The organism is Pseudomonas sp. o96-267 (genome assembly GCF_003935465.1).
GTDB lineage: Bacteria > Pseudomonadota > Gammaproteobacteria > Pseudomonadales > Pseudomonadaceae > Aquipseudomonas > Aquipseudomonas sediminis.
In genome coordinates this window covers 1-15127 of the sequence record NZ_RHQP01000004.1, presented here as the reverse complement: position 1 = coordinate 15127, position 15127 = coordinate 1, and the positions used below count along the sequence as shown (strand labels likewise).

Here is a 15127-nt window from a genome sequence, read left to right as displayed (position 1 = left end):
AGTTGATAACCTAACCAGCCTATAAGGCGTTGGGCCATGTCCATACCTTTTCTTCTTTCCTTTACATTGATGAAGCGTTCGCCGACCTGACCGGTATGCATGGCAGCTTGGAGAGGCTGGGGCGGGAGATGCGTGCACGGGTGCTGCGCTGCACTGGCATCCCGGTGGGGGTGGGCATTGCCCAGACAAAGACCTTGGCCAAGCTGGCCAATCGTGCGGCGAAGCTATGGCAGCGGCAGACCGGTGGGGTCGTGGGCATCCGTCAGCCCGAAAAGCGCGACAGGCTACTGCAGGTAATTGATGTCAGCGAGGTCTGGGGCATCGGTCGGCAGATGACCGCCCACCTGCGAATTTCGGTGAACGTGACCGAGCGTTTCACTAATACGTGACCGGTGCTTCCACCCCGGTTGCGCGGGTTCTGGATTGTAATCGCATCGGTCACGATGCAGTTTGTTCCTCGGCTTTTTCCCGGCGCAGTGGCTCGCCCTTCATCGTCAGTCGGTAAGCGTTGTGCACCAGGCGGTCGAGGATGGCGTCGGCCAGGGTCGGGTCGTTGATCCAGCTATGCCAGTGTTCGAGGGGCAGTTGGCTGGTCAGGATGGTGGAGCGGTTGCCGGCGCGGTCGTCGATCACCTCCTGCAGGTCATGCCGAGCCCCTTCCTCCAGCGGGGCCAGCGCCCTGTCGTCCAGCAGCAGGACATCGACTTTGGCCAGCTGTTGCAGGGTGCGACCGAAGCTGCCGTCGCCGTGGGCGATGCGCAGTTGCGCCAGCAGGCGCGGGGTGCGCAGATACAGGGTGCTTTAGCCCTGGCGGCAGGCCTGGTTGCCCAGGGCGCAGGCCTGCCAGGTTTTGCCGGCACCGGTCGGGCCGGTCAGCAGCAGGTTGTGCTGCTGGCGGATCCAGTCGCCGCTGGCCAGGCCGGCGATCAGGCGCTCGTCCAGGGCGCGGTCGGGGCTGCGGTCGAGATCTTCGAGGCAGGCGTTGCTGTACTTGAGCTTGGCTTTCTTGCGCAGCCGCACCAGGCGCTGGTTGTCACGCCAGGCCAGTTCACGGTCGAGCAACAGGCCGAGGCGCTCATCGAAGCTCAGGCTGTGGCTGGCCGGCAGCGTCCATTGCTCCTCCAGGGCGCTAGCCATGCCGTCCAGGCGTAGCTGGTGCAGTAGATTCAGGGTGTGTTGAGGCACATTGAACAGCTCCTGTTACCAAGACCGCCTCCGCGGGGCTGGAACTGATCTTCCGGGCCGGTTTTGCATTCAGTAAGGCGGAGATCCTGTTGCTCGATCCGCGCCAGCGTGGCGAGTTCACCGATGACTTGTTCGTCGCGACACCGCCGGTGGCTGCCGAGCGGGTGATGGGGGCGATGGATGCGATCAATGCACGATGGGGGCGTGGAACCATGCGGCCTGCAGGAGTGCCGGCGAATCCGGACTGGGACATGCGTCGGGAGATGATGAGCCCGAGCTATACGACGCGGCTTGATCAGTTATGGCGGGTAACCTAAGACGCTGAGGCGGCCTACCCTGGAAGAGACACTTGCCCTCCAAAGGCAGCCTGAGTGCGAACTGATTCGCTCTAGTTGGTTCAGGCGTTCGTTGCCCCAGAGCAATCAGCGAGGCTGGACTGAATGGAGGCGGTTGCGGCTCTATGATGAAACCTGCCTGATATCCAACACGACCCAGACCTCATACCCTTTCTCCCGAGCCGCTTTCTCGGCCTCAAGTTGGGCAGTGAGTGTACTGATGGAGCGGGAGCGGTGCTCGAAGCGGAACGGCGAGCCACCGTTCTTGCGCACGCTCAATTCAACGAGTGTGAAGGTGGAGTGCTGTTTGGGTATTGGCTGCTTCGATTTCGAAGGAGCGGGGTCAAGACCGAGTGCGCGCCGCATCTCAACTTCAGTGAGTTTTGTGTCAGTCAAGCTAGTTCCCTAGACGATTGCGGGTGACGCCATTGTAGCGAGGAGTCGTGCTGACATGGCCTGAGTTCGATGCTGGCGAGCCAACAACCTCATCTCTGCGATATGGCTACGAATCGCCAAAGTAGTCATCACGGGCGACTAGTCCGAATGGGCATTCCTCGCAGGGCTGCTCATCGCTGAACAGATTCTGCGTGCGGCGCTCCTGCTTCAAAAACGCTAGTGCCGCGAAAAAACACCTCTCGCATAGATTGACTCGATAGCGTTCGCCATCATGCCCTGCGCCATAGCCCCAGAGCGCCTGGAGCGTCCCGAACTGCTCGCCGTATCCCGGCACCCTCGTACTGGTAGCGCATACATCGCAAATGGTGTCTTTATCGGTCTCTGTCACCGGGCAGTCCTCGTGTTCGTATTAAAGAGGGTAACCGAGGGCACTGCGCAACGGAGCGCCTTTTGCCAATTCTCCAGCCCCGCTGCGTTAGCTCAAGCATGGTCTGGTGCGCCATGCCAGCGGTGGATATGGCAGGTCTTCGACAACTGAACTGGGCTATCCAAAGGAGGATTCAAAAGCAGCTGCGCTGATATGCTTATCAACAGCTGCTGATGCAGAAATCCGCAATCCGACTGGGACAATTTTCCATCAGCGCCAACACTTAAAGCTGTCCAACGACGACCTGTGCCATGACTCGTAACGCGACGAGTGTCCGGAGATGCGGTTGGCGTTGGTTCGTCATGGTTGTCCGCTGCACGTTTCTTGCGTTGCCGGCGGCGACCACTCCATTCCCTCTTCGAGGATCGGATGGCTTTCGCTCACGACGATCAACGGTTTGTTCCGATTCACCAGCGCGAACATGGCGATGGAGCCTTCGACATCCGCCACCGGCACCTCCCCCTGTGGGTCAAGCCTGCCAACCCAGACATATTGCCGGGTCTCCAAACATGCAAGGTAATACGAAATACCCATGTTTCCTCCGAATTCGAATCAAGTCTTTTGCTGTGCCAATCCGGAACGGGAGGCAGTACTGCCGCAAACATCAAATGTTACCGCCAATGCATTTTTGACCCAGATGCCGACGCTATTCTGACCCAACCCAGCAGTCTGAAAGCGAAATTCTACAACTCGTTTGGTGCTAGAAACTGGGTCAATGAAATTCCGGCATGTGGGTGGAAATGCACCGGCGGCAACAGGTCATGTCAGCTCCAACGCTTTACGCATCCATTTCGGCATTTTGCAGGCCATCAATATATTTAGATCTTCAGCTCTGAGCGCTTTTTTGATCGCGGCAATGCACTCCGGGGTCGAGCCGTCTTTACCGAGATAAAATAGTGCGCTGATAGCCGTCCCTACCTCGGTCCCGGCACGCTGCATGACCATTGGTGCCGCATGTACCAACCGGACCTCAGCCTTCCCCATAAAAAATGATCGGCTGGGTCCGCTGGTGTAATAGATCGGAATGAGCGGCATCTGGGTGCTCAGTCCAAACAACCTGACCGCATGAGCGCCATGAATCTGTAGAACATGGCGGTTCTGCCTAGCGATCAAGCTCACTACTTCCCATACATTTGGGCGAACCCGTGCAACGTATCGACTGGATTTCGGGCGCATGTAAATTCCTCGATGCACCCGTTCAAGTTCGCCTTGGCTGACCAGCCGAGCTACTGCCTTGGATATGGCGCCACGCGCTCCAAGCTCCGCAAAGCGGCTGATGCAGAAGGGTTGCCCTTTGGGTAAGCGTTTGACCCGTTGCGCAATGCGGGTGGATACCGGCAGAGCAAAATCAGTGCTGGACATTGCGGCTCTCATTTCTATCGCGTGAAGTCCAATGACGAGCTGAACAGCGGCTGATGGAAAGCGATCACCCGCCGTCGATATTCATCATCTGGTGCATCGCTCACCAGGCACTCTTCAAGGCGCCCCAACGAAAGGATTTGGTCGGCCGACGGATAGTGCCTAAGCAGGCTTTTCGCATAGCTGCGGATATCCTGGGGCAGTTCAGTGTCGCGAGAGAGCTCTCGCAGGAATTCTTCGGCCTTGATGACGCTGCGGGTTCTTTCGCAGGGAAGGGTCAATGCGGTTATCTCCTGATTCAGTCAACCACGTCTGCCGACGCTTGAATTTTGACCTCCATACAAGCATCAAAAGCAAGCTAGCAACTGTTGCCGGTAGTGCTTGGAAAAGCTGACCTGATGGCTTGGCTCGGCGGCAGAGCCCCCCAAGGATATGGTGGATGTTGCGCCTGCCCCAATAACCTGCTCGATGCCACTCCCAATACTGTCATCCACGCTATCTATATTGCCGGCAGCCCCAATCCAGCCAGATACTGAACCTGAGGTTGAGGCTGGCATCTCTACCTCGTTCAGCACAGCCAGGTCATCTGGCAGATCATCTGCAATTCGCTCTGCCAAGCGCTGCAACGTCGACTCTGCCATCATGAACAGCCAAGCCTGATCATCGGGCCCGCCTGTGCGCCGAAGCACTCGCCCCAGCACTTGCCGGTAATGCAGCTCGGTGCGGATGCGGCTGAGGTAGCAGCACACCTGGAGGCGGGGGATGTCCGTGCCTTCGCTAATCATTCCAACCGCGATAATCCAACGGCAGGCGCTGTGCCTGAACGCGTTGATCACCTGCTGCGCATCCGGGGTTTTGTTAGTCACGATGCGGCAACCTTCACCCCTGGCTTCCAGGGCCAGGGCAACTTGCTGGGCGTGCTCGATGTCGGTGGCAACCACCAAGCCAGCCGCATCAGGCTTGATCAGGCGAAGCTCATCCAGCTTAGCGCACCCAAGACCGAGCAGTTGATCGATCACCTCGTCATGGCGCAGCAGCTCTTCGTAGGTGACAGGGGATTCCCCCAATAGTTTGGCGATGCTGGGAAACAGCCTGACAGTGCTCTCAGTGTCTAGCTCCTCGGTAAGTTTTACCTTCTGGTTGTCGAGCAGGACAATACGAGGGGAGCGGCACACGCCGTCGGCAATGGCCTCTTTCAGGCCGTAGCGGTAGTCGCAGATCAGGCGTCCCTCGGGTGTCGAGTAGCGGGCCAGGGCAATGGCCCTGTCGTCCGAACGCCATGGTGTGCCGGAGAGAGCCAAGGTGTAGGCGGCGCGATCTTGTATCCGATGCAGTATCTGCTGCCCCCAGGCGTTGCTTAGAAGTGGATCATGGCCGGCGCAGTGGTGAATTTCATCGAAGACCACGAGTACGCGGTAGTCATCAAGAAGCTGCCAGAAACCCTCATCACGGTATTCCATGGCCTGGTAGGTGAACGCCGCCCCCACTGCACCGATTTGGCCGTCCAGACGCCTGCCAAGCACCATAGCAAAGGTCGAGCGAAAGCCCTCGACAACCTGGCAGGATGGCGCGAAGCACAGCACCAGATCGATCCTGTCCTGCTCGAGCAGTTTGCTGGCCAGCTCTGCCGCCATGCGCGTCTTGCCGGCACCCGGCGTTGCCTGACAGAAGAAGTGCGGCGTGGAAGAAAAGTGCTCCAGCGCCGTGTCGATGCAGCGGCGTTGCCAGTCTCGCAGCGATATGGTCATCGTGCGGAGGCGAGCGTTTTGAGGGTCTTTTCGATGGCGCGTAGATGGCCCAGAAGGCGAGAACTGCGATCCCTAGCCTCCAGGTAATCGCCTTCAACCTTGTCCCGCAAATGTGGCATCTCGTCCAGAAGCAGCTTGAATCGCTCCGCCTCGCCCATTGAAGTGAGAAAGTCCAAGCGGATTTCCTTGTGGAGCGCCTCCAACTGCAAATCCGTATTGGCTGATGACTTAAGCGGCAAAGCTTCCACGTCGCGCACTGCCGTGTCTGGTTCGGGCACTCCGGCAGCCATAAGGCTGTTCTCAAAACCGTTGTCGATAAGTTCCAGTTGCAGATGTACCGGAATCGGCTGCAGGTGGTAGACCTGTCCTCGAACACGACGATCCTCGTCCGGTAAAACCCAACCCGTTCGCACTAATCGGCGAATCTGCTCATACACATAGCGGCGTACATCGGCGATACGGAATTGTGTGCCACTCAAGCGAGCGGCATAGGCATCGCGCAGTTCGCGGGTCGTAAACGAAGTACGCCCTGGCTCCTGAAGCAGCTCATACAGACGCCTGTCGAAGATAAACGAGGCCGATTTCATTGAGGGCACCAGAAGAAATAGCGCGAAAATGCGGATTATAATCCGTGGCCTATACGTCCGCAAACGCACGATATTGCCGCCTCAAGTTGAATTGAGACGGTCATGGATAAGCTGGCGAAGGCGTTAGGGGAACGCATCCGAATGCAGAGGAAGGCCTGCCGGATTTCCCAGGACGCACTGGCGCTGGCGTGCAGTCTCGACCGCAGCTATGTAGGCCGGATCGAGCGTGGCGAGGTCAACATCACCGTCGAGAAGCTCTACCGCATCGCAGGCGAACTCGCCTGCGACCCTTCAAGCCTTCTGCCACAGCCGTCTGAAATCTAACCCGAGCACGTAATACCAGCGCGCAAAAAGGTCAGACAGGAGCGCCGTTGTTACTTTGTCCCAAGCCGCCAGCTGCCGTCAGCATCTTCAAAATCACCAACGCAAACGCCCGGCTCTTGGTCTCGTTATCCAGCACTTCCAGCGACATTTTTTCGTTATCGGTCATGGCATCCAGCACGGTATCCACCACGCGTTTCGGGAATAGCCCGTGCATCACCTGTTCGACCGAATGGTTGTTGACCTGGGCCATCACATCCTCCTGCCGGCTGATGCGATTGGCGATGCCGGTGAGGAACTGCAGCTGATCCTCATCGCTCACCTCGGCGCCGAAGATATCGTTCAGCGCTTCGATGATTTCCGATAGCCGCTTCTTCTCCGGGTCGTGGGGCTTGCCGCTGCCCAGTCCTGTAGGCGGTTTGAGGCCGTAGTCGCCTTGTTCCTCGCTCAAGCGCAGCTGGTGCTCGGCGCGCTTGGTCAGGCGGTAGTGGGTCAGTTGCAGTTCGCCCACGTCCACGTCTTCCTGATCGAGGCGATCCACACGCAGCAGCGGGTGCAGGTGCTTGGCGTACACGCACAGCTGCTCCAGCTCGCGATCCTCATAGGGAATGATCTGCGAGAGGAACTCGTACAGGCGCACAAAGCTCTGCAGGTTCTTCTTGAACAGGTCGAGCTGATCCACCTGCTCGCCGGCTTCCTTGAGTGCCGCCTCGGCCTTTTTCAGGCCGGCGCTGTCGCCGTTCTGCTCGGCGGTACGCCTGAACTCCAGCGCGTGCTGGCGTGACTCCTGGGCCAGTTTGTAGCGCTTGGCAAAGCGTTCCTTGGCCGGTGCGCAGTAGTAGCTGAGCTTGCTGGCGGCGGCCTTGGGGTCGAAGAAAGCCAGCGCGAACGCCGCCACTTCCTCCCAGTGGTAAATACCCTCGGCGTCCAGCTTCTTCTGCAGGTCATAGATGAGCTGCGGGTCGGTCACGTCGGTCAGCTCGGCCTTGGTGTAGTACGGCAGGAAGGCGTCGAGGATGTCCTGAGGATCATTGAAGAAGTCGAGGATGAAGGTCGGCTTGCTGTCGCCGAAGGTGCGGTTGAGGCGCGACAGGGTTTGCACGCAGTCCACCCCCTGCAGCTTCTTGTCCACGTACATCGCGCACAGCTTGGGCTGATCGAAGCCGGTCTGGTACTTGTTGGCGGCGATCATCACGTTGAAGTCCTGGGTGTCGAAGGCTTCCGCCAGGTCGCGCCCGTTCAGGCCGGGGTTGAGCAGGCTGCTGCTTTCCGTCACCTCTTCGGGGATCACCCCATCCGGCAGCACACTGCCGGAGAAGGCCACCAGCGGATGCACATCGCTGTAGCCCATCTGCTTCACATAAGCCTGCACCGCCAACTGGTAGCGCACCGCCTCCTGCCGGCTGCTGGTGACCACCATGGCCTTGGCCTGGCCGCCCAGCAGGTGGCGGATGTTGGCGCGGAAGTGCTCGACGATCACCTCCACCTTCTGGCTGATGTTGTAAGGATGCAGGCGCACCCAGCGCGCCAGCTTCATGCGCGCCTTCTTCGAGTCCACCTCCTCGTCGTCGCCGTCCGGGTGGGCGATCTTCCAGGCGGTGCTGTAGGTGGTGTAGTTCTGCAGCACATCGAGAATGAAACCTTCCTCGATGGCCTGGCGCATGGAATACAGGTGGAACGCTTCGGGCTTGTTGTCGCCGCTTGCCGGCAACGCCGGATTGGCCGGGCGACCGAACAGCTCCAGGGTCTTTGCCTTGGGCGTGGCGGTAAAGGCGTAGTAGCTGATGCGCTCGTTGGGCGGACGGGCGGCAACAGCGGCATTCTGTAAGTCTTCGGAACTGGCCTCTTCCCCATCAGGGATATCGCTGCCCAAAATCTGCTTCAGCTTGCTGGCCGATGAGCCTGTCTGCGAGGAATGCGCCTCGTCGGCGATCACCGCATAGCGCCCGCTGGCTAGCTTGGGGTACTTGTCCAGGGCATCGAACAGCGCCGGGAAGGTCTGGATGGTGACGATGATGATGCGCGTCTGCTCGGCCAGCGCCTCGGCCAGCTGCTCGGACTTGCTCTGGCTGCCGATATCGCGGGTGATGCACTTGACCACACCCTGGGCGTGCTCGAACTGGTAGATGGTGTCCTGCAGCTGCTTGTCCAGCACGGTGCGGTCGGTAATCACGATCACCGAATTGAACAGGCGCTCGCCCTCGGCATCGTAGAGCGAGGCCAGTTGATGCGCCGACCAGGCAATCGAGTTGGACTTGCCGGACCCTGCACTGTGCTGGATCAGGTAACGCTTGCCCGGCCCTTCAGCACGGGTGGTCTCGATCAGAGTATTGACCACTTCCCACTGGTGGTAGCGGGGGAAGATCAGGGTTTCCTTGGTGACGCGCTTGCCATCTGCATCTTCCTTCACGCTCTTCTGCAGGTGCAGGAAGCGGCCCAGCACCTTGAGCCAGGCATCGGGCTGGAACAGGCGCTGCCACAGGTAGCCAGTGGCGTACTGGCTGTCATCCGGCGCGGGCGGGTTACCGGCGCCGCCGTCAAGGCTGCCGAGGTTGAACGGCAGGAAGAAGGTGTCCTTGCCGGCGAGCTTGGTGGTCATCGCCACCTCATCCTGACTCACGGCAAAATGCACCAGTGCGCCACGCTTGAAGGTCAGCAGCGGCTCGGGCTTTCTCGTCAGCGGGTCTTTTACCGGGCGGTCGTAGCGGTACTGCCGCTTGGCGTTTTCCACGCTCTGCTTGAACTCGCTTTTAAGCTCCAGCGTAGCGACCGGGATGCCGTTGACGAACAGCACCAGATCCAGACGCGGGTTGTATTCCCCTTCTCGGAAATGAGGGGAATAAGACACCTCCGGCACCACGCGCAGGCGATTGCACTGGTAACGCTTGAGGGTATCAGGGTTCATGCCGTGGTCGGGCTTGAAGCTGCACGTCTCGATCTTCACGCCCGGCAGCTTGAAGCCATGACGCAGCACATCCAGGGTGCAGTCCTGCTCCAGCTCGCGCACCAGCTTCTGCACCAGCACCGCTTCCGGGTTGTTCGGGTTGGCCTTGGCGAACTTGTCCCAGCGCTCCGGCCAGGCGTCCTTGAAGTAACCGAGAAAGTCCTCGGTATACAGCGCCGTGCGCCGGTCATAGCCGCTGGCGGGGCCGGTGAGCCAGCCATGGGCGACCATGGCAGTGATGATGTCCTGCTGGAACTGGGCTTCCTTGCTGTCCGCCATTTAGTGGGCCTCTGCTACGGCTAATTCGGGGGCTGGAGTGCTGGCCGGTGGCTGCCAGCCACGTACATCGATCTTGCCGGTGACAGCGGCGGAGATCAGGGCGGAGCGGCGTTCTTGAAGGAGGCTTCTAGCTCGCTCCGCCTCCGTCGTAAGAATGTCGAATTCGCTGCAACGTATCTGTAAGAGCTCAACGATCTTAATTTGCTCTTCCTTGGGTGGGAGCACCAAAATACAAGCCCCAAGTTCCTCAGCATTCAAATGAGGTTGAGCAGCTCTCATTTTTTCAAGATCAAGTTGGCCTTCCTTTAAATATTTACTGAGCAACGCAAATTGAACGAATTCAGGCTGAGCTGAATGGCATCTCAAAACCATATCGAAACCTGCAATGCACTGCCCATAGTCATATGGAATAATCGCCGAGTCGCCCGTGTACGCCCCGCTTCGTACGACAACTATGTCACCGGGCTCTAACCAGACAATTCGCCTTGCAGGTATCTCAGCTGGATCAACAAAAACCAAGCCTTCAGAAAACAGCTTTCCGGCATGGACATTTGTAGCTCTAATGAGAGGCATCCCCTCCGGATAATATTGCGGAGGCTCACCAATTCCATAGCGTATAGACCCAACCCGTTTGATGTTGGTAATACCCCAGTGTGCCGGCACCTCGCCCAGCCACTCCACACCGGAGTCTTTCATCGGCACCGTCGGGTCGAGGCCTTTGGTGACGGCTTGGGAGATTACGGCCTGGCGCTTTTCCTTGAGCAGATCGATCAGGCGCTGCTGCTCTTCGATCAGCGCGTCGATGCGGGCGGTTTCTTGGTCGAGGAAGCGGGCGATTTGGGTTTGCTCGCATAGTGTTGGCGCTGCGATCTTGAAGTTATTGATCACATCAGTGGGCACCCGCTTCAGTCCGCCAGCACCGATCATGCTGGACGTGCAGACGCTCATATAACTGTCTTCCTGCACGCGGTAATAAAGGTAATCAGCATTAACGCCTTGATAGGCTCTGAGCACGTTTATTTCGCTGGAGCCGAAGCCAATTCTATTGGTCAGCCCCTTGGCAATCGCAACGTTCTTATTTTCGAAGCAGGGCGTGACCTTAGCTTGCAGCACATCACCGTCTTCGAAGTAGGTGTATCCACCAATAACCTCATCGATTGGGCGCTCTTCATCCAACTGCACGACGCCAGTTTTTAGCTTTTCCATAGGTACGAAGCTACATAGCTGCTCCACATCACCAGCGAAGCCTGACTTCCTTGGATTGAGTAATGCGAGGTGCTTTATGGGAGTAAGAACCCAATGCGCCGGCACACTCCCCAACCACTCCACCCCAGAATCCTTGTACGCCGGATACGTCGAAAACCTACTCGGGCTGTCACTGCCCTCGCCCTGCGGGCCAACGGCTGTGCCGTTGTGCAAATTTGCTCCCGACATATTTGTCATGCCGACAGCCCCTCGATCATCTGCTTGATACGGTCGGTGCAGGCTTTCAGGTCGCGGTCGATTTCTTCCAGCGGACGCGGCGGTTGGAACACGTAGAAGTTGCGGTTGAAGGGAATCTCGAAGCCAACCACGCCGACTTCACCATCCTGCGCATCCGTCTTGCTCTCGTCGATCCAGGCATCCGGCACATGGGGTTTTACTTCGCGCTCGAAGTAGTCATACACCGACTCACCCAACGGTACGTTCTCGTTGTCGCGCAGGCCGGCATCGGCTTCCGGCTGGCCTTTGACCATGCAGATATCCGCCTCGGGGTCACGCTCGCTCAGGGCATTGAGGATGGCCTTCAGCTCAGGCGTACTGGGGGATACATCGTGGGCACTGAGTGCCTTCTTCAGCAGCTTGCTGAACTGCTCGCGGTTGCGGTGCAGCTGGCTTTCGTCCATCGCCTGCAGGGCTTCGATCAGGCGCTGGCGGGCTGGGGCATCCATCTTCTCGATGGCTTTTTCTTCCAGCACTTTGTCGATGCGCTCCGGGCTTACCTGGAAGTTCAGACGCAGCGGACGCTCGACGGTGATGCGCCGGTAGCCGAAGGCTTCGACGGGGAAGATCTTGCTCTGCGCGGTTTCCTCGAAGCGACCATACAGGCGCACCAGCTCGTCGATCTGCTCCTCGGTGAGGTACTGGCGCTTGCTGCCCAGCGATTTGCGCATCTTGGCAAAGTGCTGGCTGCCATCGATCAACTGCACCTTGCCCTGGCGCGCGGCGGCCTTGTGGTTGCTCAGCACCCACACATAGGTGGCGATGCCGGTGTTGTAGAACATGTCGGTGGGCAGGGCGACGATGGCTTCGACCAGATCGTTCTGCAGCAGGTAGCGGCGAATCTCCGACTCGCCCGAACCGGCGCCGCCGGTAAACAGCGGCGAGCCGTTGAGGATGATGCCGATACGCGAGCCACCTTCACGCGGGTCACGCATCTTGCTGACCAGGTGCAGCAGGAACAGCAGCGAGCCATCGGACACACGCGGCAGGCCCGGGCCGAAGCGGCCGTTGAAGCCCTTGTCGGTGTGCTCGTCGGTGATCTGCTTCTGCACCTTCTTCCATTCCACGCCGAACGGCGGGTTACTGAGCATGAAGTCGAAGCGGCTTTCGGCCAGTTGGTCGTCGGACAGGGTGTTGCCCAGCTTGATGCTGGTGACGTCCTGGCCCTTGATCAGCATGTCCGCCTTGCAGATGGCGTAGGACTCGGGGTTCAGCTCCTGGCCGTGCAGCGACACGGTGACCTGCTGGCTGATGGACTGGATGTACTCGTCGCCTTCGGAGAGGAAGCCGCCGGTGCCGGCAGTCGGGTCGTAAATGGTGACAATGCTGTTGGGCTTGAGCTTGTCGTCCTGCCCGGTGATCACCAAGGATGTGGTCAGGTGCACGATATCGCGCGGGGTGAAGTGCTCCCCGGCGGTTTCGTTGGAGCTTTCCGCGAACTTGCGGATCAGCTCTTCGAAGATGATGCCCATGCCGAAGTTACTGATGCGCTCGGGGCTCAGGTCGGTGGCGGCAAAGCGCTGCACCACCTGATACAGCAGATTGGCGGCAGAGAGCTGCTGCACGAAGTCTTCAAAGTGGAAGTGCTCGAAGATCTCGCGGGCGTCCTTGCTGAAGGACTGCACATAGCTCATCAGGTCGGCAGCGGTCTGGGTATCGGACAGCGTGCCGAGGGTCAGCTTGGAGGCATTGAAGAACTGCTGCCCGGCCGCGCGCAGCAACAACCGCTCACGCACCAGATCCGGCCGACCTTCCTGCGCGTAGGACTCACGGATCACTGCCTCCTTGGTCGGCTCCAGTACACACTCCATCCGCCGCAGCAGGGTGAACGGCAGGATGATGCGGCCGTACTGCGACTGCTTGAAGTCACCGCGCAGCAGGTCGGCAATCGACCAGAGAAAGGCGGCAGTCTGGGAGTGGTTTTCCGTGTTCACGCAACTGCTCCTTGAAAGGCGTGCAAAGCGCCGAGTGTAACTGAAGAGGGGCAGGCGAAATCACTTCGAACCCAAAGCCGTTGGCGTTTAAAGCGCTGATGCGTCCAGACCTATCTACAGAGGCAAGTCAGCCGGCGGCACCTTCCCGATTTGTCCTGACCGTATGCACTCCCATATCGACGTGTCCAGAGCTGCTCACCAAGAAGGCAGCATCTCTAGTGCCTGTTCTATACGACAATCTCAGAGTAATTATGTCGGTCTAAAATAGCGGACAAACCAGCATCAACGCGCGAACGATGAAGATCAGTCAGAAGATTGTCGTGCACATATCGGTTGACTAAATGAACATAGTATTCAAGTGTAGTTCTAACATCAGTGTGGCCCAGCATTTTCCTGAGATCTTCGTCGAGCGCTGCATCGTAAACAAAACTCCTTCCAAGTCTATTCTGGGCTTTCAACGCCTCATAAACAAAATATGTCGCACAGGTGTGCCTGAGCATTCGTGCATTGAATCGTATGGCTTTAAAATCAGTAGCGCTCTCGGAGTTCTTCGCTGCAGAAACCACCTTGCTAAAGTTATAACCAAGCATTCCATGAGTAACAACATCACCACGAGCGGAAAGAAACAAGTCGCTATTCCTTGGTGGAATGCCATGCTTAGCCTCATATAGCTTCGCTCGTTGCCGCCTTAAGGGTAAATAATACTCGCAAATAACTCTCCACAGCTTCCCTGGAAAGTCTATGGAGCGCCATTTTCCCTTGGACCTAAAATAATAATAGATAGCGCCATTATCTAACCCTTCTGGGTACTCACCCTCATCATAAGGAATGAATCCATGATTTTCATTTCTCCCTCGGTAAGGCAATTGAAAAAGATCAATCGGTCTAAGCCCGGTAATACGTATGATCGCTGCGATAATTTGATAAACAGGATCATTCATCACACTGAGAGCTATTTCATAATCAGTTTGCCTTACAAATTTCTGCATTTCTCGTTGATGCATTGCTGGTCTACCACTGGGCAGATTAAATCCCAGGGTAGTAACTTTAACCCCTGGGTTGATATGGGCCAGGAGTTTCTGGTCTTTCAGCATGTATCGGATATCAGTCCTACTGATATCCAAATAGTGTTTATAGCCCTGCCTTTCGGCCCACTGATAGAAGCTCCAGACCCTTGCCGCAATGTGATACATGGTTTTGTGAGACGGACCATCAGGAAGCGCATCCGTTGGAGATGCTATATGAACAAGGAAGGCATCAAAAACATCCTCATCCACCAACTGCCAGTTCTGCGCGCCAAATACAACTTCAGCCCCTTCGATTGGGCTATCGTCCAACCACTGCAAAAACCTTCTCAGGATATTCGCATAGTTTCTTGTCGTTTCATCACTCCTTGAACGTATCTTCGAGACAGCCATCGCCCACATGGTCGGTGCTTCAAGAACGTTATGATTATCATCAAAATAAATCCCTACGCGCTCTCGCATATAGCCAGAGTGGCTGGCCAAACCGTTTCCAAAATGAAGGATACACATAACTATTTTGGCCTCGATAAGGGGTACACCACAAGCGAATTAGATACTTCATTTAAATAGTCATTAAACTTACAAAGCGAAGCAGACAAATCGCCTAACCGCTGCTCTAATTCTTCATCATGAGTTAAACAATTTTGGTGAGCACAATTGGTATCCGCACTGCGCCCATAAAGAACACCATGTGCTCTTAATTCGGACTCAAGATCACGAAGCAGAGTTACTACCTGTGAGTTTTGATAAATTATGCTTCGCTGAATCCCACACGCTTCAACCAGCTTTACTCTTGAAAGCCTAGTCATATCTGCTGAAACGAAATCAGCCCAGTCTCCCAAGAGACGTCGCTCTTCAACAAACGATTGGAAACGCTTTAGACCATTCACTGATTTCAAGCCAAGATGATTGAGTCGAAATTTTCGCTGAATTGTATTTCTTCGAACCGCGCAGCCACAACTTTGATGGATGAAATATTCAATTCAAGAGCCGCACCATTGAACTGTTTTTCGGCCCTAGAGATACAGGGCGGCGGCAAAAACTGAGTGCAACACCTGACCTTTCCGGTACGGTGCTGCCCCTATGTCTTATACCGAACTCAGCG

Annotated in this window: 12 protein-coding genes and 3 pseudogenes; 3 read left to right on the top strand and 12 right to left on the bottom strand. The window is 57.2% G+C overall.

Annotated features, from left to right (window positions below; translation table 11 throughout):
* Window positions 1-65: 65 nt before the first annotated feature.
* Window positions 66-347, top strand: a pseudogene (locus EGJ86_RS03510) (DNA polymerase V subunit UmuC); the annotation flags it as partial.
* Between the two features lie 91 nt (window positions 348-438).
* Here EGJ86_RS03510 and istB read toward each other — a convergent pair.
* Window positions 439-1137 (bottom strand): annotated as a pseudogene (gene istB, locus EGJ86_RS03505) (IS21-like element helper ATPase IstB).
* 74 nt (window positions 1138-1211) lie between these two features.
* On the opposite strand from istB, the pseudogene EGJ86_RS03500 reads away from it, so the two are divergent.
* A pseudogene (locus EGJ86_RS03500) lies at window positions 1212-1502 on the top strand (DUF4113 domain-containing protein); the annotation flags it as partial.
* Between the two features lie 141 nt (window positions 1503-1643).
* Here the strand turns inward: EGJ86_RS03500 and EGJ86_RS03495 are convergent.
* The 7 genes from EGJ86_RS03495 to EGJ86_RS03465 form a co-directional block, all read right to left on the bottom strand.
* Window positions 1644-1916: a hypothetical protein gene (locus EGJ86_RS03495; RefSeq protein ID WP_235598564.1), complete on the bottom strand. Its 273-nt coding sequence runs from the start codon at window positions 1914-1916 to the stop codon at window positions 1644-1646.
* A 106-nt stretch (window positions 1917-2022) separates the two neighbouring features.
* Window positions 2023-2304: a hypothetical protein gene (locus EGJ86_RS25265; protein WP_125834077.1), complete on the bottom strand. Its 282-nt coding sequence runs from the start codon at window positions 2302-2304 to the stop codon at window positions 2023-2025.
* Window positions 2305-2643: 339 nt separating this feature from the next.
* The gene (locus tag EGJ86_RS03485; protein ID WP_121369338.1) at window positions 2644-2877 is read right to left on the bottom strand and encodes a hypothetical protein; all 234 of its coding nucleotides are present in this window, start codon (window positions 2875-2877) and stop codon (window positions 2644-2646) included.
* Window positions 2878-3102: 225 nt separating this feature from the next.
* Window positions 3103-3705: an AbiEi antitoxin N-terminal domain-containing protein gene (locus tag EGJ86_RS03480; RefSeq protein WP_125834076.1), complete on the bottom strand. Its 603-nt coding sequence runs from the start codon at window positions 3703-3705 to the stop codon at window positions 3103-3105.
* A gap of 14 nt (window positions 3706-3719) precedes the next feature.
* The gene (locus tag EGJ86_RS03475) at window positions 3720-3983 is read right to left on the bottom strand and encodes a BPSL0761 family protein (RefSeq protein ID WP_125834075.1); all 264 of its coding nucleotides are present in this window, start codon (window positions 3981-3983) and stop codon (window positions 3720-3722) included.
* Window positions 3984-4049: 66 nt separating this feature from the next.
* Entirely contained in the window at window positions 4050-5450 is a 1401-nt protein-coding gene (locus EGJ86_RS03470) for a DEAD/DEAH box helicase (RefSeq protein ID WP_125834074.1), read from the bottom strand.
* On the bottom strand, window positions 5447-6037 hold the full coding sequence (locus EGJ86_RS03465; RefSeq protein WP_125834073.1) for a hypothetical protein: 591 nt from the start codon (window positions 6035-6037) through the stop codon (window positions 5447-5449). Before EGJ86_RS03465 ends, EGJ86_RS03470 begins: the two co-directional genes overlap by 4 nt.
* A 102-nt stretch (window positions 6038-6139) precedes the next feature.
* On the opposite strand from EGJ86_RS03465, the gene EGJ86_RS03460 reads away from it, so the two are divergent.
* Window positions 6140-6361, top strand: coding sequence for a helix-turn-helix domain-containing protein (locus EGJ86_RS03460; protein WP_003105872.1), 222 nt, complete (start codon window positions 6140-6142; stop codon window positions 6359-6361).
* Between the two features lie 31 nt (window positions 6362-6392).
* Here EGJ86_RS03460 and EGJ86_RS03455 read toward each other — a convergent pair whose 3' ends face one another.
* The 4 genes from EGJ86_RS03455 to EGJ86_RS03440 form a co-directional block, all read right to left on the bottom strand.
* Window positions 6393-9581, bottom strand: coding sequence for a type I restriction endonuclease subunit R (locus EGJ86_RS03455; protein WP_125834072.1), 3189 nt, complete (start codon window positions 9579-9581; stop codon window positions 6393-6395).
* Complete coding sequence (locus EGJ86_RS03450) at window positions 9582-11024, bottom strand: restriction endonuclease subunit S (protein ID WP_125834071.1); 1443 nt, start codon at window positions 11022-11024, stop codon at window positions 9582-9584.
* Window positions 11021-12997, bottom strand: coding sequence for a class I SAM-dependent DNA methyltransferase (locus EGJ86_RS03445; protein WP_125834070.1), 1977 nt, complete (start codon window positions 12995-12997; stop codon window positions 11021-11023). Before EGJ86_RS03445 ends, EGJ86_RS03450 begins: the two co-directional genes overlap by 4 nt.
* A 227-nt stretch (window positions 12998-13224) precedes the next feature.
* The gene (locus EGJ86_RS03440) at window positions 13225-14505 is read right to left on the bottom strand and encodes a site-specific integrase (protein WP_177432755.1); all 1281 of its coding nucleotides are present in this window, start codon (window positions 14503-14505) and stop codon (window positions 13225-13227) included.
* Window positions 14506-15127 lie beyond the last annotated feature (622 nt).